Annotated in this window: 26 protein-coding genes; 12 read left to right on the top strand and 14 right to left on the bottom strand. The window is 56.0% G+C overall.

Annotated features, from left to right (window positions below; translation table 11 throughout):
• Positions 1-16 precede the first annotated feature (16 nt).
• Entirely contained in the window at positions 17-1036 is a 1020-nt protein-coding gene (locus tag SA339_05800; protein ID MDW5562723.1) for a carboxypeptidase-like regulatory domain-containing protein, read from the top strand.
• Here the strand turns inward: SA339_05800 and SA339_05795 are convergent.
• On the bottom strand, positions 1023-1244 hold the full coding sequence (locus SA339_05795) for a hypothetical protein (GenBank protein ID MDW5562722.1): 222 nt from the start codon (positions 1242-1244) through the stop codon (positions 1023-1025). The two genes, SA339_05800 and SA339_05795, sit on opposite strands and share 14 nt — an antisense overlap.
• Before the next feature lie 678 nt (positions 1245-1922).
• A complete protein-coding gene (locus tag SA339_05790; GenBank protein MDW5562721.1) occupies positions 1923-4493 on the bottom strand; it encodes a chemotaxis protein CheB in 2571 nt (856 codons plus the stop codon).
• A gap of 244 nt (positions 4494-4737) precedes the next feature.
• On the opposite strand from SA339_05790, the gene SA339_05785 reads away from it, so the two are divergent.
• Together SA339_05785 and SA339_05780 are read left to right on the top strand one after the other, a co-directional pair.
• A complete protein-coding gene (locus SA339_05785; GenBank protein ID MDW5562720.1) occupies positions 4738-5979 on the top strand; it encodes an ATP-binding protein in 1242 nt (413 codons plus the stop codon).
• 219 nt (positions 5980-6198) lie between these two features.
• Complete coding sequence (locus SA339_05780; protein ID MDW5562719.1) at positions 6199-6519, top strand: Rieske (2Fe-2S) protein; 321 nt, start codon at positions 6199-6201, stop codon at positions 6517-6519.
• A gap of 15 nt (positions 6520-6534) precedes the next feature.
• Here the strand turns inward: SA339_05780 and SA339_05775 are convergent, their stop codons facing one another.
• Together SA339_05775 and SA339_05770 are read right to left on the bottom strand one after the other, a co-directional pair.
• Positions 6535-7002, bottom strand: a complete 468-nt coding sequence (locus SA339_05775; GenBank protein ID MDW5562718.1) for a hemerythrin domain-containing protein — start codon at positions 7000-7002, stop codon at positions 6535-6537.
• A gap of 117 nt (positions 7003-7119) precedes the next feature.
• Positions 7120-7305 carry a hypothetical protein gene (locus SA339_05770; GenBank protein MDW5562717.1) on the bottom strand — a complete coding sequence of 62 codons (186 nt, stop codon included), beginning with the start codon at positions 7303-7305 and terminating at the stop codon, positions 7120-7122.
• A gap of 1020 nt (positions 7306-8325) precedes the next feature.
• Between SA339_05770 and SA339_05765 the strand changes: the two genes are divergently transcribed.
• A complete protein-coding gene (locus SA339_05765) occupies positions 8326-8742 on the top strand; it encodes a response regulator (protein MDW5562716.1) in 417 nt (138 codons plus the stop codon).
• Between the two features lie 698 nt (positions 8743-9440).
• Here the strand turns inward: SA339_05765 and SA339_05760 are convergent.
• From SA339_05760 to SA339_05750, 3 genes are read right to left on the bottom strand one after another with little or no spacing between them, the layout of a single operon-like run.
• Positions 9441-9590, bottom strand: coding sequence for a hypothetical protein (locus tag SA339_05760; protein MDW5562715.1), 150 nt, complete (start codon positions 9588-9590; stop codon positions 9441-9443).
• Positions 9574-9747 (bottom strand): hypothetical protein, encoded by a 174-nt coding sequence (locus tag SA339_05755; protein MDW5562714.1) that lies wholly within the window; start codon positions 9745-9747, stop codon positions 9574-9576. Before SA339_05755 ends, SA339_05760 begins: the two co-directional genes overlap by 17 nt.
• Before the next feature lie 9 nt (positions 9748-9756).
• Positions 9757-9999 carry a hypothetical protein gene (locus tag SA339_05750; protein ID MDW5562713.1) on the bottom strand — a complete coding sequence of 81 codons (243 nt, stop codon included), beginning with the start codon at positions 9997-9999 and terminating at the stop codon, positions 9757-9759.
• Between the two features lie 59 nt (positions 10000-10058).
• Between SA339_05750 and SA339_05745 the strand changes: the two genes are divergently transcribed.
• The 5 genes from SA339_05745 (at position 10059) to SA339_05725 (ending at position 15103) form a co-directional block, all read left to right on the top strand.
• The gene (locus SA339_05745; protein ID MDW5562712.1) at positions 10059-10493 is read left to right on the top strand and encodes a hypothetical protein; all 435 of its coding nucleotides are present in this window, start codon (positions 10059-10061) and stop codon (positions 10491-10493) included.
• A 652-nt stretch (positions 10494-11145) separates the two neighbouring features.
• Positions 11146-12309, top strand: a complete 1164-nt coding sequence (locus tag SA339_05740; GenBank protein ID MDW5562711.1) for a CorA family divalent cation transporter — start codon at positions 11146-11148, stop codon at positions 12307-12309.
• A 96-nt stretch (positions 12310-12405) separates the two neighbouring features.
• Complete coding sequence (locus SA339_05735) at positions 12406-12834, top strand: ferritin-like domain-containing protein (protein ID MDW5562710.1); 429 nt, start codon at positions 12406-12408, stop codon at positions 12832-12834.
• A gap of 39 nt (positions 12835-12873) precedes the next feature.
• On the top strand, positions 12874-13563 hold the full coding sequence (locus SA339_05730; GenBank protein MDW5562709.1) for a DUF1638 domain-containing protein: 690 nt from the start codon (positions 12874-12876) through the stop codon (positions 13561-13563).
• A gap of 130 nt (positions 13564-13693) precedes the next feature.
• Positions 13694-15103: a DEAD/DEAH box helicase gene (locus tag SA339_05725; protein ID MDW5562708.1), complete on the top strand. Its 1410-nt coding sequence runs from the start codon at positions 13694-13696 to the stop codon at positions 15101-15103.
• 9 nt (positions 15104-15112) lie between these two features.
• Here SA339_05725 and SA339_05720 read toward each other — a convergent pair whose 3' ends face one another.
• On the bottom strand, positions 15113-15415 hold the full coding sequence (locus SA339_05720; GenBank protein ID MDW5562707.1) for a hypothetical protein: 303 nt from the start codon (positions 15413-15415) through the stop codon (positions 15113-15115).
• 298 nt (positions 15416-15713) lie between these two features.
• Here SA339_05720 and SA339_05715 point away from each other — a divergent pair, with 298 nt between their 5' ends.
• The gene (locus tag SA339_05715) at positions 15714-15920 is read left to right on the top strand and encodes a DUF3096 domain-containing protein (protein MDW5562706.1); all 207 of its coding nucleotides are present in this window, start codon (positions 15714-15716) and stop codon (positions 15918-15920) included.
• A gap of 165 nt (positions 15921-16085) precedes the next feature.
• Complete coding sequence (locus tag SA339_05710) at positions 16086-16397, top strand: DUF3243 family protein (GenBank protein ID MDW5562705.1); 312 nt, start codon at positions 16086-16088, stop codon at positions 16395-16397.
• Here the strand turns inward: SA339_05710 and SA339_05705 are convergent.
• A complete protein-coding gene (locus SA339_05705; GenBank protein MDW5562704.1) occupies positions 16381-16650 on the bottom strand; it encodes a 2TM domain-containing protein in 270 nt (89 codons plus the stop codon). The genes SA339_05710 and SA339_05705 overlap by 17 nt on opposite strands.
• Before the next feature lie 81 nt (positions 16651-16731).
• Here SA339_05705 and SA339_05700 point away from each other — a divergent pair, with 81 nt between their 5' ends.
• On the top strand, positions 16732-17358 hold the full coding sequence (locus SA339_05700) for a hypothetical protein (GenBank protein ID MDW5562703.1): 627 nt from the start codon (positions 16732-16734) through the stop codon (positions 17356-17358).
• Between the two features lie 4 nt (positions 17359-17362).
• Here SA339_05700 and SA339_05695 read toward each other — a convergent pair whose 3' ends face one another.
• The 5 genes from SA339_05695 to SA339_05675 form a co-directional block, all read right to left on the bottom strand.
• Complete coding sequence (locus SA339_05695) at positions 17363-18415, bottom strand: hypothetical protein (GenBank protein ID MDW5562702.1); 1053 nt, start codon at positions 18413-18415, stop codon at positions 17363-17365.
• Positions 18416-18754: 339 nt separating this feature from the next.
• The gene (locus SA339_05690; protein ID MDW5562701.1) at positions 18755-19600 is read right to left on the bottom strand and encodes a cobyric acid synthase; all 846 of its coding nucleotides are present in this window, start codon (positions 19598-19600) and stop codon (positions 18755-18757) included.
• The gene (locus tag SA339_05685) at positions 19597-21477 is read right to left on the bottom strand and encodes a cobyric acid synthase (GenBank protein MDW5562700.1); all 1881 of its coding nucleotides are present in this window, start codon (positions 21475-21477) and stop codon (positions 19597-19599) included. Before SA339_05685 ends, SA339_05690 begins: the two co-directional genes overlap by 4 nt.
• A complete protein-coding gene (locus tag SA339_05680) occupies positions 21398-22756 on the bottom strand; it encodes a cobyrinate a,c-diamide synthase (protein ID MDW5562699.1) in 1359 nt (452 codons plus the stop codon). Before SA339_05680 ends, SA339_05685 begins: the two co-directional genes overlap by 80 nt.
• A 46-nt stretch (positions 22757-22802) precedes the next feature.
• The gene (locus tag SA339_05675) at positions 22803-24092 is read right to left on the bottom strand and encodes an ATP-binding cassette domain-containing protein (GenBank protein MDW5562698.1); all 1290 of its coding nucleotides are present in this window, start codon (positions 24090-24092) and stop codon (positions 22803-22805) included.
• Between the last annotated feature and the right edge of the window lies 1 nt (position 24093).

Genomic DNA, 24093 nt, shown 5'->3' with positions numbered 1-24093 from the left:
CGACTGGTGGGAGATGTTGGACGGTATCAAGCGCAAAATCAAGATCGTTTCGATCCTTATCATCGCATTCGCCATAATGGTAGCAGCTCTGATATACTATCCCTATGGGAAGTGCGGCGTGACTCATGATACCAACAATCCTATCGTGTTAAACATTCATGGCTTGGTCACCGATGAGGATGGAACGCCGTTGGAGAACGCTTCTGTCTCTGCATTAGGTCCAGGCGTCATTACCACGACAACGGACGCCAGCGGCTTATATTCCTTGACATTCAATGCCCTATTGGAGCTCAATTTATCTGCAATGGCAACAGGTCACTGGGCTGAATTCACCACAATCTATCCTAGCGATGAGAAGACCGATATTGTCGCCAACTTCACCCTGTGGCACTGTCCAGTCGTTAGCATTCCATTGGGTATAGCGACATTCGTTGATTCCTCCGATAACATATCTAATTATACATGGAGTTTGAACTTGACCAACAGCTGCTACCTTCTCAAGCAAATCGACTCAGATAGAACAATAAGCATGTCTCTCTCCGCAGGCAATCTCATATGCAACACGTCGGTCGAAAGTGGTCTAACAATGCTGTTTATGAAAGTCAGCATAATCGGATCATATTGGATGGGGAACAAAACGATCATTGGGTTTGGTTGCGAGGCACTGGGCCCCGCTTACGGAGTCCAGTTGAATATGAGCAGTCCTGATTTGAATGCTTCATCATGGAACTATACAACTTACAATCTCGCTTATGGTGAGCAAGCAAATATAACGCTGGCAACGAAGAATGCTTCTTACTCATTCATATCGAATTTTGTTCCCTCTTTAACCTTAGATGCTCTTGGTAAGAACATCACGTTCCAGGAGCTGGGTATGCAGACATTTGATTACATTATCGAAGGGGAACAAAGTATCAATTTCACTGGTATGATGGCCTCCATTAATATTACTCCATCGACAACCGGTGATCACCAGTATGAAGTGTTCACCGAGGATCGTTGCATAATCTGCATCAGAGAAGTTATGTCGGCTTAACGTTATCCACGAGCTCGGGCGTGTCGTCCTCGAATGCCGTCTTGATGGAACCGCCGGCGCCGAGCATCTTCCGCTTCCATTTGACCAGAGCACCGCAGCTCGAGCACGGGGCTTCTACCATCATCGTCCTCCAATCGTACCTAATGCGGTTCGTGGCCCCGCAGGCTGGGCAGATCTTCGCTTTGGTGATGTTGACGTAATCGTTCATCATGATGATCCGGACGAACTCTCCTCTTGACGGTAGTTGCGGGAAGGGGACGTCGAAAGTGATTATCGCCCACGTCTTTAGCGGGGCCGAAAGTAAACCTTTATTGCCTCCGGGCAATGATGATTTGTTCCCATCTCGCCGGCAGGCGTAGTCCGCAAGGGCATACCAATTCGATGAGTCATCCACATGCCGGCGAGGTGGCCATCCGGTTGGTGGGAAGCGATCGAAAACTCACGTCGTAAACGATTTTAGTCCTGATCCCCATGGTGAGACGGTGCCCCCGTGTCGCAGGCACATAGACCCAACGAACTAGACACCCTAAGCGAACTAGGCACATGGGCACGGGGCATCTCTGCGGATCAATACATGAAGCTATATTACCCTGGGATTGTAAATGAGTAAGTGCCTCCGTGGCCGGCTCGTTGTCGAGATCTTCTCAGACTATGGTCAGGTTCATGCCGGCGACGGAGGTCACGTTGCGTTGGAGAGCGTAAGTGAAGTTTTATTGCTCATGAGATGAAAGTAAATCGACGCCTTCCTCGATCGATATTCGGCGTAGATCTCCGCAAGCCTTGGGAAATTCATAATATCAACGATCGGGGAAGGCACCTTCCGTTTCCGATTCGTGGTCAGGAAGGGCGAGGAGTGAAGAATCGTGTGATGATAATGGACAGATCTCTATGATTTTTCTTCCTTCAAGTTTTCCTGGACCATCTTTTGGGCGTTGATGTCGCTAAAGGTGACCACCACTCCATCGATAACATTCTCGATGGTCCGATAGGGGAGGATCTTGATCTTGTACCAGTGACCATCCTTGGTCTGAACCTCTTTCTCCTGGGTGTTCAGGGAATCGAGCACCTTTTTAACATCCACGACCAGGCTCTCATCCTTCAGGTTCGTGGTGATATCCTGGATCGGGCGGCCCACATCTCCAGGAAGCAGGTTCATAATCGTTTGCATCAAGTTCGTGAATCTTCTAATCCTCAATCCCATGTCTAGAAAGATGATGGCTTCGTCAATGCTGTTGAGGATATTCCTCATATCGCTGCTGGTCATTATGAGCTCCTGGTTCTTCTTCTCCAGCTCTGCGTTGACCGTCATCAGTTCCTCGTTCAACGAGCTAAGCTCTTCCTTTCCAGTCTCCGATTCCTCGGCCACGCTTTGCAGCTCCTCATTATTCGACTGAAGCTCTTCGTTGGTGGAGGTCAGTTCTTCGTTGGATGTCTCTAGCTGCTCTATGGTGTTGCTCAGAGTTGCCCTAGTATACCCTAGTTCTTTCTCCAGCTCATGTATTCTTGTTTCCACATCTGGTGTGATGATCATATCCTTCTTCATCTGTAGAATGTTATGAGGGACGGACCTCTCGTCGAAGATGACCAGGATGTTTGTAATCGATGCTGGGACATCCAGGGGTCTGACAATAAGATTTAGGAATGACGTATCATGGTCCGAATGAACCTGGACCCCCTCTTTTAGCACAGATCTCCCAGTAGCTCGAGACTCGTCGGTAGCAGACATAACCGCATATCTGATATCCTCACGGAGCATATCCTGCACATTGAAGCTGGCCCTGCCTGAACGTGGCTCGAGGTATTTTTTTATCTGACCGTGAAAATAGACTATCTCATTCTTATCATTGATGATGAGGCTCGGCGGTGTGTGTTCGGAGAGGAGTATCTTTTCCGCCTTTTCGTTCAAGCTCATTTCTCCGGTTGGCTTGGTCTTCGTCAGAAGGTCCCCTCTCTTCTGTCGGGGTTGTACGCCGCTTTGCCAGATGGGGGGAGTTTGCGTGTGTGACTTCCTCTGGTAAACCTTCCACTTCGGATCAATGGCCACGAATCGATCATCATAGCCGTTGATTGTTTCCGACTCTCCTAGGAACAGGATGCCGCTGGAGTTCAGGGCATGACTGAATGTCTCCAATGCTCTTCTCTGGAGAGCTGGCTGGAAATAGATCAGAAGGTTCCGGCAGGTCAATAGGTCAAGGTGGAGGAACGGAGGATCACGATTGATGTCATGAGGCGCGAAAACCACCATATCCCTGACCTCCTTCCGAACCCTATATCCGTTCTCGTGTTTGATGAAATACTTTTCTAGGCGCGTCGCATCGATATCATCGGCAATAGCTGGAGGATAATCACCGGTCCGAGCCGTATTGATCGCTCTCTCATTGATATCAGAACCGAATATCTGGACCCTCAGATTCTTGCCAGTTTCTTCCATCAACTCTCTCATGATGATGCCGATCGAATAGGCCTCCTCACCAGTGGAGCATGCCGTTACCCATGCCCTAAGAACATCCCCCGAATGGGAGAGGACGATTTTTCTGAGGCTATCCTTCAGGGATGCGAAGGCTTCAGGATTCCTGAAGAAGCTTGTGACCTCTATGATCAGCTCGCTAAAGAGCAAATGGGTCTCCTCTGGGTTGGCCAACAGATACTTGATGTATTGCTCCTTGGTTTCGAATTGGTGGACGGCTATACGGCGCTCGATCCTCCTATTGATCGTGCTTTTCTTGTAGAGGAAGAAATCATGACCGGTTTCGTTCTTGACGATGGATAAGATCTTGTGCTCGAAATCGGTTCCACCGACTTGTTCAGCCTTGGGCAGTTGTATCCTGGTTTCCAGTGTGTGAACATACTTTAGCATCATCGCGGACATCTCGTTAGGGGGAAGAACGAAGTCCACCAGTCCCGTCTCGATGGCACTCCGGGGCATGCTATCATATTTTGCCGTTTCCGGGCTCTGGACCATGACCATGCCAAGGTTGGCATGGATCGCTCTTATCCCGACCGATCCGTCCGAACCATTGCCAGAGAGCACGATCGCGATCGCGTTCTCTTTTCGGTCTTCGGCCAGGGAGCGAAAGAAGTAATCGATAGGCAGGAACGGCTCGGCGTCGCCGTCGCGATCAAGGAGGCGGAGCGTTCCGTCGGTGACTATCATATATTTAGCAGGGGGAATTACATAGATCTTGTTCTTCTGGATGGTCATGCCATCCTCAGCCTGGAATGCTTCCATACTGGTGGACTTGGAGATGATCTCAGCCATGAGGCTGGGATGATGCGGTTCCAGATGTGTGATGACGACGTAGGCCACTTCCGGATCAGAAGGCGAATTTTTAAAAAAGGCCTCCTGGGCTTCCAGACCGCCGGCCGATGAACCCAGAGCGACGATAGGAAAGGTCTCCTCCATGCTCAGGTTCGGTAGGACATTATCCACATTCTTCGTCCTTTCACCGTTTACCAATCGTTTACCCCCATTTACATCCCTGCAGAATTAAAACAATCACGATATTCCTCCAAGACTACTTACAAACTTTGATTCACGAACAAAGTCCAGTCGAACATCCATCGATGGATATTCACTTCAATGACTCTCCGGTAGAAAAGTAGGCTCCCCAATTACGCATTCATAATGTTTATCGCCCTCGAGGAACGAATGTCACAATAGTATATATTCATGGAAAGCGAACTCATAATGTTCTACAATGGTGGGTGATTTCTGCAATAGGGAGCTAAGGGAGAAAGCTAAAAGGAGACTGGAGGAGAGACAGCCAGTCCAAGAGAGATCAGCAGAGGACAATGTAAAATTAGTTGAGGAGCTCAGCCTCCATCAAGAGGAGCTTAACATACAGAACGAGGAGCTGAAGAGGATCCAGCTTGAGCTGGAAGAGACCAAGGCCAAATATTTCGAACTATATGACCTCGCTCCGGTCGGATACATCACCCTCACTCCCAACCTGATCATCAAGGAGGCCAACCTCGCGGCCTCTTTCTTATTGGGAATGGAGAGGAAACAGCTTATCAACAAGCCCCTCTCCCGCTTCGTCTCGCCTCGATCTCAGGAATCGTTTTACCTCCATTACCGACGGCTGGAGCAGGGGAAGCAAGTGGACACGTTACCTATTGTACGGAACGACGGGGAGAAGATCCAAGTACGGATCGAGAGTAATATCGTAAATGGACGAATCGATAGAGGATTTCGGTCTATTGTGACCGATGTCACGGAAGTCAACCGGGTGCAGCAACAGGTGGAAGAGTATTCAAAGAAACTGGAGCGTAGTAACACCGAACTTCAACAGTTCGCTTACATTGCCTCCCACGATCTTCAGGAGCCGCTGCGCATGATCACTAGCTATCTTGGCCTGCTTAACAGGAAGTTCGGGGATGGACTTGATCCTATGGCCAAGGAGTACATGTCCTTCATCAACTCTGGGGCTGTCCGCATGCGCGAGCTCGTGCAAGACATTCTGGAGTACTCGCGGGTAGATACACAGGGAAATGAGTTCGCCCGAGTAGACATGGATCGAGTTATGATTGCCGTTCTCAATGCCTTGCACATCTACATCGACGAGACCAAGACTGTGATATCATCTGAGTCGCTCCCCACAGTGCTGGGGGACGAGAAGCAGATGGGTCAGCTGCTTACGAACCTGATATCGAACGCCATCAAGTTCAGGCGGCATGATGCTGTTCCTAGGATCATCGTCTCCGCTGTGGCCGCCGGCAATGAGTTCATCTTTTCTGTGAAGGACAACGGCATCGGCATCGATGCCCAGTACGCGGACAAACTGTTCAAGATGTTCTCCCGACTGCACACTAGGGACGAGTACCCTGGCACCGGAATCGGTTTAGCGATCACTAAGAAGATCGTCGAGCGTCACGGCGGCAGAATATGGTTCGAGAGCGAACCAGGCAAGGGGACGACGTTCTTTTTCACTATCCCGACATGAGATTCGACGGTTTTAACCCCCTCAACCCAGCATATTAATAAGAGAAGAATCAAACACCGAAGGGCGGCCCAGTGACGATCGCTCACCCCTATTCATAGCCATTCTGAGCGATTGTATCTCGGTTCCCTGGGCCGCCTCATCCATACCTTGAAAAAGCAACCCCTCCCCTAGTCATTACATGAGTCCACGGAATGAGATTCGACAACCGAGGGATCGACCATGGTGAAGATCAAAGCCTGCTTGGCATCAGAACTACCGCCTGGAAAGATGAGTAACATAACTCTGCTCGGCCGGATCGTTCTCCTGGCCAACGTCGAGGGCCAGTTGTTCGCCATGGATGGCCTGTGTTCGAGCGACGGAGGCAATCTGGCGGAGGGCGCTCTCAACGGCTACACGGTGAGGTGCCCGATCCACGGCTCGGAGTTCGACCTGCGGTCCGGAAATGTTGTCGAGCAATCATGGGACGATGGAAAAAGGTCGGACGATCTTCGCACCTACCCCATCTCGCAGGATGGCGACTGCATCATGGTAGACATCTAACATTTTTACGGGCGATCAATTAGACCTACCACTGGGAATCGCCTTGGTGCTCTCCAGCATCTCCGCCTTCACCTGATCGAACTTATGAGTCATCGCATCGATCTCGTTCTGATCGAAGTAGTCTAGAGCGGCATCGAACAACTCTTTTTCCTCGCTTCGGAAGTGTTGCTCGAGACCCAATCTTAGCACATGCAATCGGGCAGCCCAGTGTTCGTCGCTAAGGCCCTCATCCCGGAGCCCGGACAACAAGAATCGAGCTACCCGGTGCTCCTCAGCATGCCGCAGAGACATCGGTCGGAGAACGCCATCAACATTCTCGAACGCCTTGTACACCGATCGCTCCTCGGCATCCAAATGAGCAATGATCTGGAAGGAGAGGGTGTTCATCATTCTCCTCCTAGTCTCAGGGTCTCGGCCGATGAGGTCCTCCATTGTGATTAGGATTATTTTGTGCTCATCCCGTATCTCATCAAAGACATCCATATTGGCTCACTTGATTCTCTGTGGTCCGAGAGCAGGGTATAAGAAAGTTGCCCGAGTGAAGCATCAGTAAAACAAGGAAGGGGTTTTATTAGCTCGCATCAATTAATATGGCATCTTTTATGCTTCTCCTTCCTCACAACACTTCTCATGCATCCCGTGCTTCTTCTCCATCCACATCCCCTTCATTTTGTGCATGCCCATCTTCTTCCCCATCATCATGCTCCTGGAGACCATGGTGGAGACGATCGCTGCCACCCAGACGACCCATAACATCATGACGAGCATCTTGATCATCTTAAACATCTGCACGCCTCAGTGATGTCCTGGAATCGAGGGTTGATATTCTTTTTCCGCTCCAAGGACGAAGTTTAGGTCTCGATGTGGATGATTATTTCTCGATCAATGAATGTTCACAGCACTTGCAGCTGTGTCTTTTTAAGACTATCCTTGAGTTGAAACTGATTAAGAACGATGTCTGGATGGCACTCTTTTACATGCATCACGGCATGCTTCAGGGCGTCCTCCTCACCGAAGGGCGTGAGAATGGTCCAACCACAGGGGCACATGAATCTGACCACTTCAACCATTGCCATAATGGTGTTATATTCTCGACCCATGCGCTTATCTAGATTCCTATTTAGAAGGGCATCTCATGGCGTGTCGTTGGACCGTCCAGAGGTGCCTGCTTCACCACCATTGCAACCCAAGCCGGCCGATCAGTATCCCGAGATGTTCTCCCTTGGCCAGGCAAATCCGTTTATAGCGCTAGTCGAGTGTATAGAATGCCGGTCTGGGGCTGTCATACTGCATCCTCAACGAGAGAATGATGGTGCCTATTGTGCTCTCGTATCCATGACCGGACTTTTTCTCCCCCCGATCAACGATAGTATGAGATATGTTGGACAACTCAATGGCTGACCATTCCCGCCTATTTCGACCGGCCGACGTGGTCACAGTATTCTCATCGAAAAATAACAGAGTGACACCTCGAAAGCCGCTCGCTGGCCGTTCAGGCAGCCCCCCAGCGGGGACGCGGGGCTTTCGGATGCGATGCTATCAATTCTTCACTCATGTGTATATAACCTTCGCACGGGTGTTGCAGGTTAGCAGTAATAGTTACCTACGATAATCCGAAACCCGTATTCCCGCATCGCTCTTCTCTTGGTCAGGCAAATTCGTTTATAGAAATTCCATTCAACATCAGTTGCCGGTCTGGGGCAGGATCACGTCTCCTTGACGACGATCGTTCACCAAGTGCATTATCTCCGGGCCGGTCAGCGGTCGAGCGACAGTATATTATCTCGCTGCTAGCAACATTAACTTATGAACAAGCCGTCATCGGCGATCACGATACTGATCGTCGAGGACAATCTCGTTGACAAACAGATATTCGAAGCCATGTTCTCCGAGTACCGCTTGTTCAACGAGATCATTTGGGCCAAGGACGGCGATGATGCCATGCGACTGATCCGCGCTCAGCATCCAAAGCTCGTCCTACTGGATACTTTGCTTCCGGGAAAGGACGGCTTCGAAGTTCTCGAAGAGATCAAGAACGACGTGTCTCTCGATGACATCCAGGTAGTCATGGTCTCCGGTTCCACTGATCTCTCTACCGTCAAGAGCATGGCCCCGAAGGCCGATGCATTCATCTCCAAGCCGATCACCCTGGAGTGCCTCGCCTCGATCGTATCGCAGATCGATCGCTTCGCGCTCGGCATCATTCAATCGACTCTACGTTGATTCTCAGTGACAGCCGGGCATCAGCACGTCTTTATGCTCTCCCGTTCTTGAGCATCGCATATGGCGTTCGAATGCCGCCGCTGCCAGGAGATCATTTCATGGCTCCAAGGCCGAGAGTATGGGCGTATAGCTCGATGCCCAAGCTGCGGACGGTATTATGTCAGAGCGTCTGATTGCGTTCTTGACGAGGCGGGCGATATCGTCGGCGAGGCAGCCGGAGAAGAATCGAATCGATTCACTGTAAAATATGCGGGAGGGGCAGCACCATGAATGTCGACATATCGCTAAACGAGCTTCCAGGAATCATAATATACTCTGACGGAACGTCGCCACGTGCCTCACCCCGGGAATACCGTTCCGAACGTCGTGGGGAAGGTTCATAGGGAATGATTCCCGGGCGAGGTTCTATGGGGTGGCACCAAGCATTTATTGCCGATGAGCTGGAAATGCTTATCGTCTCCGTCGTCGGCAGCACTTGGTCCACTGAACTCCTGGATCCAAGTGCTCATCCATGCGCCGGCGACGGGGGCCATGAAAATGTTTATCCACTTCACAATCGCAACATAGTATGGCTCCCGACCGGACGACCATCCTTCTTAGAGGCCGAGGTGCATCAACTCCAGGCCGGCCGGCGGGGCCACAATATTCTAAGAAAAAGGAGATCGAAGTGACACCTCGAGATGATCACTTGAAATTGTTTAGGGGGAGACCCCAGGAACGACACCGGCCAGGTGGGCGAACCATAATGACATGCCGATGAGGGTGACGGCGACCACGCCCCAAACGATGAGCTCTATGCGCTCGATGCGCTTGCGATGATCGACCAGCTGCTCATCGTGAGCAGCCATCTTGTCTCGCGGTCCTTGCGCTGAGTGCCGCACTGATATCCCATTTGTCGGAGACCCTCTCGAGCTTGTTGCCGAACTCAAGGCGCATGGTCTCGATGCTCAGGTACAGGTCGCGGTTCGTTATCTCTCTGCTGTCCTTGTCGTCGTCACCCCCCACCGCGTCACCTCAGATGACGAACTTCCGTGCCTCGTTGACGGCGATCAGCATATGCGCTCCCATGTCCACAAGCTCAGCCGAAGTGATCTCGTCATCGGCGAAGGCCCTCATCACCGATTCGACTTCGTTCGCTGCAGCGTTGAACATGGGTAGCCCCTCCTTGGGCACGTTCCCTTCGTTCGTCTTGAGGTACCCATAGGCCTTGACGCTGTTCACTCGCACCCATGCCCTCGTCCTCGGTATCTTGCCCAAGCCCCAGGTGATGATCGGCGCGGCAACGATGGCTGCGAAGACCCCCAGGAGGCTGATTGTTGCTATGTCTGTTATGTACTCTCACCTCATTTCCTCTTGAAAATCCTCAGCAACGCCCCGATGATCTGGACGATGGCGTGATGATCTACCGCAGGAGATCCTTCTTCTCTGCAGCTGAGCTCGATCCCGAGCTCGCCGTCCCCTCCGGAGCGGGCGGCGTCTCGGTTGTCGGTGCCGTCTCGCTCTCCGAGGCTTCGGCCGGGTCCGGCGAGCTCGTATCCGTCGACGGGGCGGCGGTGCTCTCATTTCGGTTAGGTTGTCCCTGTGTCGCCCCGTTCGATGCCGGCGGCTCGTCGGTTGTGCCCTGCGCCGGGGTTGAGGAGGTATCGTTCGCGCTAGGCTCAGCCTCGGGAGAGGTTTCCGGCGCAGGACTTGGAATGTCCGAGCTCACAGAAGTGGAGCTGGAACGAGCGGGAATGCTGGGCACGACGTAAACCTTTGGGTCCCAGGACCTGATCATCCAGCACGCGGTGAGGTCCGGATATTGATCGAACACGGCCTGCAGCTCGGCCGACCAGGTGCCGCCGGCCCACAGCTCGCCGCATTTCCCGAGGACGAGCTCTTTGCCTGCAGACCGAGTAACCTTGACGAAGGACGGCAGCTTGTCGTCGGCGAGGACTGCAGCGCCTTGGCGGTCTTCTCATGGCGGTAGAGGTGCGGCGTCCACCTTGCGTATGACCGGCCTCCCGATCGGCAGGGCGACGCAAACGGTCCTCATTCCTCTTCCGTCCCGGTCTGTTCGGTCGCCCCGGCCGAGCTCGAGCTCCGCCCCGGGGAAGGCATCCTTGCCTACGGCATGGACCGTGATGAGGGAAGCGGAGAGTCTTCTCCGCGGTGAAGCGAGTGGAATGGAACCGGGAGCATGATCAGCAGCTTCCCCTTGTTTTCATTAGAAAGGCCTCGAGTTTTGTCTCATGTAGCGACCGTTCGGCTCGGGCCGTGAGATCATCGAGAGCGGTCGTTTATCGGACTGAAATAGTTGCTAAATTCTCGTCCCTCGCGCTTGTTCCAGTTCCAAGGAACCAGACAGTCAGCTTTACATCCGGGTTACAGGTTACCCCCCTAGGGCTTAAGAGGGTTTTACAAGTGGACCAGGCGATCAACGGGGGGAGCAACGGGACCAGGGTCCCCATGCCAGACATAAGGCCGATCGATGGCAATTGTGATCTCAGGAAAAAGGTCGTCGGGGTGACCATGCCTCCCGGTTCCCGGCCCACCAAGCTCCAGGGTGATGTTCCTCAGGATTTCCTCGGTTACGCTCAATCGTCCACCCTGACCTGGCTTAATTTCACGGTCAAGGATGTGGAAAAGGAGGGAACAGCCATCGCCACGACCTTCGGATTCTCCGAGTCTCTGGTGCCCGCCCTGCTGAGGGGCTACTTCGCCAATTTTGAGGACCGGGACGTCGAGCTCGGGATCCTGTTGCCGGCGATCCGCGTGAGGAAGGTGGAATTCGCTTGGTTCCCCCTCCTCGTGCTGGTCAAGAAGAACCTGATCCTCACCATCCACCCCGAGGACGTCACTCGTCTGGTCAATTTCTCTCGGTATGCCGAGACCTACGTGCGCAAGCTTCCAGAGACTATGCTGCCGGAGGACAAGGTTACCCTCCTGCTCTGCCGCATCATCGACGAGAACAATAATCGCAATTTCGAACAGCTGAGGGAAATCGAAGATGTCGCCGACAGGTTGTCGGAGAACCTCGTCGATCCAAAGGCGGAGAGAGTGCTACTGGGCAAGAGCATCTATGAGATGAAGCACGCCCTCATTATGTATCTCAACAGCTTGTGGCGCACCCTCGACGTCCTCAACAATCTGAGATACGGGGACGCCGACGTCATAACCGACAGTCCAAAGGTGTTGGCCAAGGTGAACCTACTGGTGGTGGACGTCACCCAGCAGATATCGCTGGCCGAGCACATGTCTGAGGTGCTGGCTTCCGGCCTGGAGGTACTGCAATCCATATACAACAACCAGCTTCAGGCGATCAATAACCGGATGGCTTTGGCCATGACCTGGTTGACCATCCTGGGCACTGCCGTGCTGGTCCCGAACACCCTCGCCACCATCGGTGGGATGGTCCCCATGGATGAGACGCTCCTCAATTGGTTCCTAGGCCTGATCGTCCTCTCCACGCTGGGCTCTACTGTCCTCGCCTGGTGGTGGACCAAGCACAAGATCTACCTGCCCACCAAGGCGGACGAATATGTTCCTCCCATGGCCTCCAAGCCCCGGCAGAAGCGCGGCTTCTGACATCGGTCGTTGGCTTCGGCCGGGTAACAAAGTATAATAGCTCTCCAGTTTCCAATTAAAAATCCGTTCTACGGAACAGGAATCTGGAGAGATATCATGCTATCAGAAAAATTATTGGGAATGTTGAACGAGGCAGTATCGATGGAGCTCCAGGCGTCCATCCAGTATATGTGGCAGCACGTCCAGTGGGGAGGGGTCAAGCACTTTGCCGTCTCCGATCAGCTGGAAGACATCGCCATCCAGGAGATGAAGCATGCAGAGAAGATCGCCGAGCGTCTATGGTACTTCGGGGTGAAGCCCACTACCAAGCCCTCGCCGATAACCGTGGGGGAAGACCTCTGGCAGATGGTCGATCTGGACACGCAGGCTGAGCTGTCAGCGATAAGGCTGTACAAGGACATAATACGGCAGGCTGCAGAGGAAGGCGATGTGACCACCAAGTTCATCTTCGAGGGGATTCTGGAAGAGGAAGAAGAGCACCACGATTTCTTCATCTCTGTCGCCGAGGACAAAGAGAAGCAGTGAGGGAGCACCAGTCTGGCCATCATCGATCCCCGGCCTGCCATGGGAGGAAGGCGAGGTGATATTAGCACCGACCGCGCTGTAGCCCTCGTGGAGCGCAAGATGAGGATCGGCGTGGTGGCTTGCGAGATCTTCAAGCAGGAGATCGAGGTCCTGACCGAGGGTGACGAGGAAATCGTCCATAAGGAATACCTTGAGTTCGCCCTCCACGTCAACGCAGAGGAGATGAGGCAGGCCGTCATGGACAAGGTGAACGCTCTGGCCGGAAAGGTCGATGCGGTGTTCATCGGCTACGCGACCTGCCAGAAGCTTGGTGGGCTACCTAAGGACGTCGACCTACCGGCGGAGATGCTGGAGGGTGACGACTGCATCTCGGTACTCATCGGCCCGGTGGAGTACGCCCGGGAGAAGGAGATCTGCGCGGGAACTTGGTTCTCCTCCCCTGGATGGGCCGAACAGGGAATGGCCGCAGTGATTAAGGAACTGCATCTCGACAGTATGGTGGACCAGGGCTACGACCCCATGTACTTCGTGGACATGATCTTCGATTCCTACCGCCGATGCCTGTATATCGACACCGGGGTGGGGGACAGGGAGGGCTTAGAGGCCCGCTCTCGTGATTTCGCCGCACAGATCAAGGTGCCGCACCACTCCCGAGAGGGCAACCTGGAGCGTCTGGCTGAAGGGCTCCGGAAGACCAAGGCCAAGGCTGCCGCGGCCAGGACCGGCTGACTTCCACGCCCCCCTCCAGGCTAGAGCCTAGGGGGGGCTGGTTCACCGCAAATGATTAAGTGCGAAAGGGATTATGGGGGAAGCGAAAACAGAGAGACATGCCAATAGAACACTGTGAACGTGAAGTGATATGACCTCCAATTTTGAAGATCTCCAAGTTACCGAGCCTGTTCTCAAAGCGATCCGCAAGATGGGTTGGGCCGAGCCGACCCCGGTACAGGAGGGAACGATCCCCCTATTGCTGGACGGTAACGACGTTATTGCCCAGGCTCAGACAGGCACCGGTAAGACCGCCGCTTTCGGCATTCCGATCATCCAGAGCATCGAACCGGGTCGCTACCCTGCCGCCCTCATTCTGTGCCCGACCAGGGAGCTGGCGGTGCAGGTGTCAGAGGAGATCAAACGGCTCAGCGCCAACCTTGACCTGAACGTCCTGGCCATCTACGGCGGGGCGGGCATGGAGCCCCAGTTGGAGGCGTTGAACAAGGGTGTGGACATCGTCGTGGGGACGCCAGGAAGGATCATTGACCATATCCAGCGGGGCACCCTGGTGCTCAAGGAGATCGAATTCCTGGTTTTGGACGAGGCGGACCGCATGCTGGACATGGGTTTCATCGAGGACATCACCTACATCATCTCAAGGGTGCCGAAGGAGAGGCAGACCATGCTCTTCTCCGCCACCATTCCCGGTGAGATCAGGAAGCTGGCCGAAGAGCAAATGAAATCCCCCCAGGTGGTCTCTGTCTCCGAGGACGAGCTCGTCCTTCCCAACACCAAGCAGATGTACTTCGCGGTGGGCAGGAAGAACAAGATCTGGGCGTTGTGCCGGGTACTGGACAAGGAAAAGCCCAAGGCCATAGTGTTTGCCCAGACCAAGCACATGGTCGACATTATCGAGAAGCGGCTGACCTCCTATGGCTATCCGGCCGCGGCCATCCATGGTGATCTGACACAGGCCCGCAGGGAGAAGGTCCTCAGCGACTTCCGTAACGGTAAGATCAAGGTCCTCATCGCCACCGACGTCGCCGCTCGAGGGTTGGACATCGAGGGCGTCAACTACGTCATCAACTACGATATCCCCGAATCCCCCGACACCTATGTGCACCGCATCGGAAGGACCGGCCGGGCAGGCAAGGAGGGAAAAGCCATAACTTTCGTGTCCAGCGACGAGATGCACCTGCTCGAAGCCATCCAGAACTTCACTGAGGTCAAGCTCAAGCAGGTTGAGGTTCCCCTCGTAAAGGGACAGGAGACGGTCCGCGAAGTCCTCGACTTCGATGAGCTCTCCGACATATTCGGGATGGTCAGGTTCGAGCTGAGCGTCGGGTCCGCCGATGGGGTCAACAAAGTAGAGATGGCCGATTTCGTGGCGCGCACCGCCAGGGTCAATGAGATCGTCATCGGTCAGATCGACATCCATCCCTCGACCACGGTCATCGAGATACACAAGGATGTGGGTCTGAAGGTCCTGAGGGCGCTGCGCCAGTCATCCTTCAAGGGCAAGCGCTTGACGGTGGTCCCGAAACCCCGTAAGCGCTGAGCGATAATATCAGCGCCACTTGGAGTAGCGGTCCAGAAGAGTGCAGACGTCGTCAGCGGCGATCTTGTCGATGGTGCCCAGGGTTTCGATCTCCCGCACGTACTCCTTGGTCTCCTTGACCGACACTCGGGAGGCTTTGGCGATGATGTTGGCGACGATGGTGGGAATAACGGTCTTATCCATGGGGGCGGCGTTGAGTATCTCCCGCAGATCATACTTGAAAGATCCCAAGCGATGGAGGTTCAACATGGCGGTGCGGGGCGTCTGAGGACGGACCTTCTTTCGGTCATCCCTTCGTGCGCCCGGTCTCATTGGTGGTCTACTGGGCAATATTATAACTCCAAAAGGAAAACACGAAGACCATTACTTAAATGTTGTTCCCCCGAGAGAATGTTGACATCCCATCCCAATGTCATCCTGGCCCCCATAGTCGCAGGAAGATATTAATGTCCTAGGCGGAGGCGCGGCGAGATGCTAGGATGCCGGTCCACGCCTAATTCGGAGGCGACGCGGGAACGGTCATGACCTCAGCCACTATGAGCAGGTGAAGCCATTTTTGCGGCGGGATATCTTGAAATACTCACCGTTCCGAGACCAAACCATGGCCAGCATGAACACGAACCTGGTACTTGCGGTGATAAGCATAATCTTCGGGATACTGATCATCGTATTCCCTCAGCTCCTGGCTATTATCGTGGGCATATTCTTCATACTGCTGGGGATATACCTGCTGATGGAAGCGTTCGGAGAAAGGAAGGGTACGGGAACGGCCACCCCCGCCACCGCGCAGACGCAGGAGACGACCGAGAAGAAGTGAGGGCGCCCCGCTCGCGTGGTAAACCCGATCTGCCGTTTTCCACGCCGCGGGCGGCGGCAGACCTCAAGCCTCTGCCATCGACCATGTCCGACTTCGACCGACACATCAGGCTGGCCGAGACGTCGGGACCTTGCTATTATGAGGGAGAGGCTCCAACGTCGTAGCATGAGTCAAATCGCTCTGGCGGAGACCTCGGCGTCGTGCCGGGATATGTTCTTCCTGGTTCGTGATTGGGAGGACTGGCGAGAATCGCTGAAGGAGACCATCAGCGCGGCCAGGGAGGTGGATCCTTCCGAACCGCACGTCATCGCGGTGGTCGAGGACATGATCGACTTTCTGACCAACAGGGTGCACTCCGGTTCGCCCGAGGAGGCTCGGGTAGCATCCCTCTGGGACCACGCCACCCCGGAGGAGAGGAGGATGCTGGCGAGGTGCTTCATGGAGGATATCGAATCAAGGCCTATTTCTGGCCCTTGAGCTTTTGATACTCCCTCTCGGCCATCCTCTCGGTGTACCCGTGCCCCATGAATGCCCCGATACCGTGCGACACCAGGCCGATGCCCCAGAACACCGTCACGAAGAGGAACCAGGGAAATCCTCCTCCGCTCCACCACCAGATCGCGATCAATAGGGCGTTGACCAGCACATACGCGGTCAAGTGCATGTAGAACCCTATCTTGTCCTCCGCGATCTTACGGGCCCTTGACCTCAGCATCTGCTCGTCGTCCATGATGAAAAAGTGTGGATACGCGGTAGTTTAACCTTGCGCCTTCGGCAATGAATTCATATGCGTTCCTTCCATCTGGACTTCATGAGCGGCGAACCCGACGTGATCCATCCCCTGCGGGACGAGGCCTTTCAGCTGGCCGAAGACCTGGCGGCTCACATACTAGACCACTCTAACGCCTACCATGCGTTGTCCGGCGAGGACGCCTTCCCCGGCCGGGACCGCGCGAGATTCCTCATCCTCGTCACTATGTTCGAGGAGGTGGGGAAGCTTATGGCCCTGGTCCGCGAGTGCGAGAAGGCGGCCAAGGCCGATTACGTCAACGTGCGCATAGAGGACTTCCATGACCACTGTCTCAACGGCCGAAAGGCGGTAGCCCAGATCCTGGAGGAGCTTCGGACGGTAGAGCTTGCCTCGCTGACTCTGGGCCGCAAGGATGTCAGGGTTTCCGAAGAGCCGGCGTTCGTCAAGGAGGATTTCTGCTCGTTGCGGGACCGCCTGCTGTACCTAGATGCTGACAGTAAGAAAAGGGACCTCTCGTTCGTCCCCGACGGGGAGCAGATGGACCGCTATGCCGAGATCATCGAACGCAATACCCTGGCCGCTTCGGAGTACATCCACGATTTGGGGCGTGCGCTGGGGCTGTGGCTTCAGCTGGGACGGAAGGCGAGGCGCACGGAAGGCGTGCTCCACTCGGTGAGGTACCTCTGAGCCTCTACCCCTGCCGTGCCCACATTGGAGATGCGGCGGGAGCTTCCTTCCTGCTCGCCGCGGTGAGCATCCGGTCGCTCTTTAGCAGGTCGGCCATCACGAACAGGGGCTCGACTCCTCCCCGACAGTGGACGAACGCGGGCATCAGGTCGTCCCAGGCGAAGTGGGCATGGCAGTCGGAGGCCAGCCAGGAGCGGGCCAGCTCCCCGAAGGTCGTCCTACCCCGCTGGCGGTACCACCAGAATGCCCGTGCATCCTCCAGGGAATCGATCCATCGGACCCCGTCCCGGTAATCCTTCGTGGGAACGTCTTGGCCGATCAGGTCTTGGTACATGATCAGGGGGAAGTTGATTCCTGCGTAGGTGGGCTGGGAGTTCTGGGCCCACAGTCGGGGGTTCAACTCGATCATCTTGTACTTTCCGTCACGGTCGTCCAGCTTTAGCTCGATGGAGCCGATGCCTTTATAGCCGATACCCTCAAAGAATCCCAACCCGGTCTTGGCCAGCATATCGTCATGGAAGCTCTCCATGATCGTCCCCACCCCAAACTCGGTGGGGTTCTGCCTGATCTTACGAGTTAGGAACAGCGCCTTACGCTCCCCATTGTGATTGTAGTACGCACACACCTTAATGTGGTTGGTGTTGGGCCCCTGGATGATAGATTGCACCAGTGCCTCCAGGCCGGTGGGGAAGATCTGGGAATAGCGCTCTTCCAGCTCCCGGGGGCTCTCCACTTTGAACCCTTTGTTACCGAAAACCGGGTACCAGAGGTGCGAGTAGTAGGGCTTTATGAACGCTGGATAGTCCAACTTGTCCCTGATCTCCCTCACCTCCTTCATGTCCCGGGGGTAAAAGGTCTTGGCGATGGGCGTTCCGATGCGGATAGCTTCGTCATACTGCCCTCTCTTGTTCACCATCCCTTCAAGGACCTTCTCAGAAGGGATACAGAACTCGAAGTGCTCTTCCAGCTCCCTACGGTAGCGGGAGACGAAAAGGACGAAGGCGTCCGAGCAAGGGAAGAGGACCCCTTTGACCCGGCCCTTGCTTCCCTCTTTCATAAGCCCCTCGAGACATTTCTCAGGCTCCGTCGCCGGATCTGGAAGCACCAGCGGTCGCGCGTATCTGGAGTGTAATCCAGGGGCGTTACGGTTTTTATCGACCGCCACTATCGGTATGCCCTCCCGGCCGAGGCTTCTTATGACCCCCAGACCGTTAGGTGTGTTAACGTTTAGTACAAACGCTCTGGCCTTGTCCCATCCCATACAAAGCACCTGCGGTTATCTTGTCCCGCCGGCCGGAGGTAGAAAGGTCACCCTATCCTGCCATTCCGTCGGCAATCTTTACATCGTAGATGGGTTCATAACATTTTCTGAAAGATACTTATATTTAAGAATCAGTCATGAAAAAGCGATTTTCTCCATCGTCGCGTAATCCAGGTGCTTGACGGACATGGCGTACAGCTCGTCCAGATTGTCCAACCACCCCTTTCTCATATCGCGTCCCCTTACTCCGGTGCCCTGTTCCCGGTTCATGTCAAGGCTGTCCTCGGCGGGGAACTTGAGGTCGGCGAAGGGGAGAACCCCAATCGATGGCACGCCTAGTAATTCCTCCATTCGGTCTATGCCGCTCTGGAGGATGCTCTCATCCCCCCGGAAGCGGTTGATGAGAAACGCCTTCACCAGCCGGCGATGCCTTTCCTCCAGGAGCGCATAGGTGCCGTACAGACCGGCGAACACACCGCCTCGCTCGATGTCCCCGACCAGCACGACCGGGGAACCGGCCATCTCGGCGGTGGCCATGTTGGCGATATCATCGCGCCGGAGGTTTATCTCCGCCGGGGAGCCCGAGCCTTCGATCACCACCACGTCGTTCGCCTCCGCCAACCGTTGGAACGACTCCTTCACCGCGCTCCTGAGGACCGCGCGATCCATCTCCCGCCCCCCTCTTGCCAGGTCGGCATACGGCCGGCCGGAGAGGATGAGCTGGCAGCTGCCGTTGCCCTTCGGCTTCAGCAGCACCGGGTTCATGCATCCTTCCGGCTCCCGGCCGCAGGCCCAGGCCTGGTAGGCCTGAGAAACCCCGATCTCCTCCCCCTGAGCGGTGACGAAGGAGTTGAGCGAAAGATTGCTGGCCTTGAACGGGGCAACCTTGAACCCCCGTCCGGCGAAGTGGCGGCACAGCAGGGCGGCTACCGTCGTTTTCCCAGCCCCCGACGAGGTTCCCTGTACCATGATGCTGCTCAATTCAGCCCCTCCTTTAAAATCTCGACCAGGCGGCCCATGTCAAGATGAGAACCGACCACCGCGGCCACCGCGTCCAGGCCCTCGTTCACTGAGCGGTCGTAGTCCTGCGTTGCCGTCCTTGGCCTCGACAATGGCACCTTGGAGAGGAAGAACTGCCGGAAGGCCGGGAGATCGAACAGCCCGTGCACATACGAGCCCATGACCATGCCGTCCTTGGACACCGAGCCCTCGTCCTTTTTGCGGCCATCCTCGTCCAGGATGAACAGGGGCTCCTCCCGGCTCTCGGACATGCCCATGTGGATCTCATACCCCCTGACATCACCCTCTCCAGATACCAGCCTGCCGCTGACCTGGATGGTGCGCTTCTCGTAGGCTTCGAACCGCGTCGAGATGTCCAGGAGGCCGAGGCCTTCCCAGATGGCGCCGACATCGCCTTCCACTCCATTTAGGTCGATGACCTCCCGACCCAACATCTGATAGCCGCCGCAGATGCCCAGGATAGGCACCTTGCCGCGCATCATCCTTATGGCATCGAACAACCCGCGCTCCCTGAGCCATTTCAGATCGGCAACGGTGTTCTTGGTCCCCGGGATGATGACCGCGCTCACTCCCTCGAGAGAGCGGGGGTCTTTCACGTAGACGACCTTGACTCCTTCGAGAGCGAGGGCGTCGAGGTCGGTGAAGTTGGATATGCGGGGAAGCATGATCACCCCGACCTTCAGATCACCTGCCCCCTTCTCCTTGGCCAGGTCCTGGGAGTCCTCGTCCGGAAGCAGGTGATCGACATGCGGGACCACTCCCAGCACCGGGATGCCGAGACGGGCCTCCAGCTCCTCGATCCCTTCCTTCAGGCAGGTCGGATCGCCGTGCATGTTGTTGAGGATGATTCCCTTGAACATGCTCCGTTGTTCAGGGGGCAGGAGCATAATGGTGCCATAGGCGTAGGCGAAGGCGCCACCCCACTCCATGTTGACGACTAGGACGCAAGGCGCACCGGCGATCTCCGCGGTCCGCATATTGGCGATCTCCCGGGCGGCGATGTTGATCTCAGCCGGGGAGCCGGCACCCTCGATCACCACGACATCGCGGGTGCGGCGGAGGAACTCCCAGGCCCGCTTGACGACGGCCATGCCCTCGCCCATGGTGAACTCATCATAGTAGGTCGGGACGTCCATGTCGCGGTACGGCCGGCCGTCGATGATGACTTGCGAGACATCATCCTGCTTCGGCTTCAGGAGAATGGGGTTCATGCGGCTGTCCGGTTCGGTGCGCGCAGCCACGGCCTGCAGGGCTTGCGCCCTGGAGATCTCGCCCCCCGAGGGGGTGACCATGGAATTCAGCGACATGTTTTGGGACTTGAAGGGCGATACGTTATAGCCCATGTCCGAGAACAGGCGGCACAGCGCTGCAGTGATCAGCGATTTACCCGCGCCCGAGGTGGCGCCCAGCACCATGAGGGGCATGGCGGAGACCGGGTGCACGGCCTCCACTTCGGCCTTAATTCCGTCGAGGAACTCGCGAGGGGGTGGGATTGGCGAGGGCGGGATTCGCGCCGCGATCATCGAAGCCACGTCGGAGCGGTGCGTCCAATAGCAATTCTCGCAGCTCCATACCTCTCCCCCTTTCCTGGCCGGCACCATATTTCCGAGCCTGGGATCAAGGCAGGGATACAGGGGGCAGAAGCACAGGGAGCAGTCCTGACCTTCATAGTGACAATGGTAATACGGACACTCCAGGTTGGGCCCCGCCCGAAGATCTCTGAGCTCGGCCTCCACCTTCGACCAGTACTCGTCCGTGCTACCGCCTCCGGGAGTAGATGCAGCTATCCACGAACCGCCGGGCGAATTCCGGGCAGGAGGCGAAATGGAGGTGGGCATATGAAGCCAGAGTATTGTGGGCGAGCAGACCGTCCATGCCGTCCATCATTCCCTTACCTCGTTTCATATCGTAGGCAAACTCCTCGTTGCCGGTGCAGCAAACCCGTGAGTAGTGGAACTCGTGACCCCTGGTGCTCCAGCCCTGGAGAGACATCATATTATCCCGCTTAGCCTCCATCTCGATGTAGCCGATGGCCTGCAAGCGATCGGTCATCTCCACGTCAGCATCGAAGATGCCGGTCATCTTCATCCGCCGGCCGTTCATGTCCCTCACCGCGTCGCAGGCATACATCATCCCGCCGCACTCGGCATAGATAGGCATCCCCTCTCCGGACGCTCTTCGTACCTGTTCCCGAAGTCCGGTGTTCGATTCCAGCTGATGGGCGAATAGCTCGGGATAACCGCCCCCGAAGTACAACCCATCGACCTCTGGCAGGGGGTCGCGAATCGGGGAAAACCGCACCACTTCGGCCCCCAGGGACCTCAGGATGTCAAGGTTGCCCTCATAGTAGAAGTTGAACGCTTCGTCCCATGCCAGGCCGATCCTCGTCCGCGGACGCTTCTTGCGGGCCGCGCTGAGCTCCCGCTGCGGCCCGATGTCCGGTGCCGCGTTGGCCAGCTCGACGATCCGGTCGAGATCGATGTGCTCCTCGACCAACGCCTGGATGCGCGCGTACCTCGCTACGTCCAGGTCCTCTCCGGCGGGCACTAGGCCGAGATGGCGGGACTTAAGCTCCACCGCCGCTTCCGACGGCACCCCGCCCAGGCACTCCATCCCCCGCAGGGAGTCGCGGAGCATCTCTAGGTGGTACTCGCTGCCGACATTGTTGAAGATCACCCCGGCGATGTTGACCTCCGGATCGTAGTCCTTGAAGCCCAGGGCCACCGCCCCGGCCGATCGCGATGAGGAGGAGGCGTCGATGACCAGCACCACGGGCGCCTTGAGGACCTTGGCCAGGTGAGACGTCGACCCCTCCTCCGAACGGCCGTCCAGGCCATCATAGAGGCCCATGACTCCCTCGATCACCGCGATGTTCGAGCCCTTGGAGCCGCGGACGAAGGTCGGGACGACCATCTCCCGAAACATCCAGGTATCGAGGTTATGGGACGGCTTGCCCAGCACGGCGCTGTGGTGCATGGGGTCCAGGAAGTCCGGCCCGGTCTTGAACGGCTGAGGCTCCAGGCCCCGGGCCCGCAGCGCCATGAGAATGCCTACAGTAATGGTCGACTTGCCGACCCCGCTCCGCTCCCCCGCGATGACGAACCTTGGTATGTGCATTCTCTCACCGTTTCCAGCTCAAGTCCTCGTGGCCCTCTCGCCTTGATCAGCTGTCGCCCACGGCCGGCCGCCCATGCTCATGGCGTTCCTCGTTCATTAGCCCTGTGGATGATGGTAGCTCACGCCCCCCTGCGGCATGGGCGCCGAAGACCACCCTTGTACGCAGCCCAACCCTCCTTTCGACCTTAGCCAGCTCCGAGCCGACCAGGGAGAGGAGGGAGGTGTCAGTGTACAGCAGATAGTCGTTACCTACGCTGACCTGGAGGAGGGCGTTCTCCAGCGCATGGAAGGGGTGATGAACGTCGATCTTGCCCTCCCTTACCATGCGGCGGGCCCGCGCCCCGTACGCTCCGGATCGGTAGTGCATTTCAGGCCGGTCGCCGCCGATTTCTTGCACCTGCCTCGCCAGGCCCGGGTCCTCCACGTCCATAATGTATAGCGTTCCTCCCGAGGGGTCTGGTCTGAGCATCGATGGCTCACTTGCCATCCCATTCTCCGGGGGTCGGGGGAAGAACTTATGCGTCACCTCCACCAGGTTGCGGGGATACGGAGCTTCGGCACGGCCAGTTCGCACATGCATCTGCTGATTGAACCTCACCGGGAACGGCGGGACGATCCTCAGCCGGTCCATGAGCTCGTGCTGGGCGAACAGCTCCTCCGGCAGGCCGGTGAACAGCACCTCGCCCTTCATCATCACCACCATCTCGTCGGCCCACTCGTATGCCGTCTCAATATCGTGAGTGGACATGATCAAGGTCATTCCCGCATGGTTCAGCTCATCGGACAGCTCCATCAGCTCATGGACCATCTCCGAGTCTAGCCCCGCGGTGGGTTCGTCCATGATCAGCACCTTGGGTCGCATCGCCAAGGCTCCCGCGAGGGATACGCGTTTTCTCTGCCCGAACGATAATTGATGGGTCGGTCGACGCCGGAGGTCCTCCATTCCCACGAGGTGAAGGGAATCCTCTACCCGTCTTTCCACCTCATCACGGTCCAGTTCGAGGTTCAAAGGGCCGAAGGCCACGTCCTCCTCCACCGTGGTGGAGAAGATCTGATCGTCTGGGTTCTGAAGCACCAGTGCGATGTCCTGCCTGAGAGTGGCCAATGACTTGGCATCGTATCTGATAGGGGCCCCCATGTAAAGGACCTCCCCGCTCTTGGGACGCAGGATGCCGTTAAAATGGAGGAACAGCGTAGACTTGCCCGCCCCGTTGGGACCCAGGAGGACGATCTTCCTTTGTCGGTTGATATCCAGGGATATCTCCTTGAGGGCCAGAGATCCGTTCTGATATGCAAAACTGAGCTTTTTCGTGCTCAGTATCGGAGGGTCGGTCATA

Origin of the sequence: Methanomassiliicoccus sp. (assembly GCA_033485155.1) — an archaeon.
GTDB lineage: Archaea > Thermoplasmatota > Thermoplasmata > Methanomassiliicoccales > Methanomassiliicoccaceae > UBA6.
Note: the sequence above shows the minus strand (reverse complement) of the source record. Positions and strands in the feature narration are given on the sequence as shown.

Bases quoted from the DNA above. Each gene is read 5' to 3' on its own strand.
- SA339_05795 (MDW5562722.1), bottom strand. From the start codon at position 1,244: ATGAACGATTACGTCAACATCACCAAAGCGAAGATCTGCCCAGCCTGC.
- SA339_05780 (MDW5562719.1), top strand. From the start codon at position 6,199: ATGGTGAAGATCAAAGCCTGCTTGGCATCAGAACTACCGCCTGGAAAG.
- SA339_05775 (MDW5562718.1), bottom strand. From the start codon at position 7,002: ATGGATGTCTTTGATGAGATACGGGATGAGCACAAAATAATCCTAATC.
- SA339_05770 (MDW5562717.1), bottom strand. From the start codon at position 7,305: ATGTTTAAGATGATCAAGATGCTCGTCATGATGTTATGGGTCGTCTGG.
- SA339_05765 (MDW5562716.1), top strand. From the start codon at position 8,326: ATGAACAAGCCGTCATCGGCGATCACGATACTGATCGTCGAGGACAAT.
- SA339_05760 (MDW5562715.1), bottom strand. From the start codon at position 9,590: ATGGCTGCTCACGATGAGCAGCTGGTCGATCATCGCAAGCGCATCGAG.
- SA339_05735 (MDW5562710.1), top strand. From the start codon at position 12,406: ATGCTATCAGAAAAATTATTGGGAATGTTGAACGAGGCAGTATCGATG.
- SA339_05730 (MDW5562709.1), top strand. From the start codon at position 12,874: ATGGGAGGAAGGCGAGGTGATATTAGCACCGACCGCGCTGTAGCCCTC.
- SA339_05725 (MDW5562708.1), top strand. From the start codon at position 13,694: ATGACCTCCAATTTTGAAGATCTCCAAGTTACCGAGCCTGTTCTCAAA.
- SA339_05720 (MDW5562707.1), bottom strand. From the start codon at position 15,415: ATGAGACCGGGCGCACGAAGGGATGACCGAAAGAAGGTCCGTCCTCAG.
- SA339_05715 (MDW5562706.1), top strand. From the start codon at position 15,714: ATGAACACGAACCTGGTACTTGCGGTGATAAGCATAATCTTCGGGATA.
- SA339_05710 (MDW5562705.1), top strand. From the start codon at position 16,086: ATGAGTCAAATCGCTCTGGCGGAGACCTCGGCGTCGTGCCGGGATATG.
- SA339_05705 (MDW5562704.1), bottom strand. From the start codon at position 16,650: ATGGACGACGAGCAGATGCTGAGGTCAAGGGCCCGTAAGATCGCGGAG.
- SA339_05700 (MDW5562703.1), top strand. From the start codon at position 16,732: ATGAGCGGCGAACCCGACGTGATCCATCCCCTGCGGGACGAGGCCTTT.
- SA339_05695 (MDW5562702.1), bottom strand. From the start codon at position 18,415: ATGAAAGAGGGAAGCAAGGGCCGGGTCAAAGGGGTCCTCTTCCCTTGC.
- SA339_05685 (MDW5562700.1), bottom strand. From the start codon at position 21,477: ATGCCCACCTCCATTTCGCCTCCTGCCCGGAATTCGCCCGGCGGTTCG.
- SA339_05680 (MDW5562699.1), bottom strand. From the start codon at position 22,756: ATGCACATACCAAGGTTCGTCATCGCGGGGGAGCGGAGCGGGGTCGGC.
- SA339_05675 (MDW5562698.1), bottom strand. From the start codon at position 24,092: ATGACCGACCCTCCGATACTGAGCACGAAAAAGCTCAGTTTTGCATAT.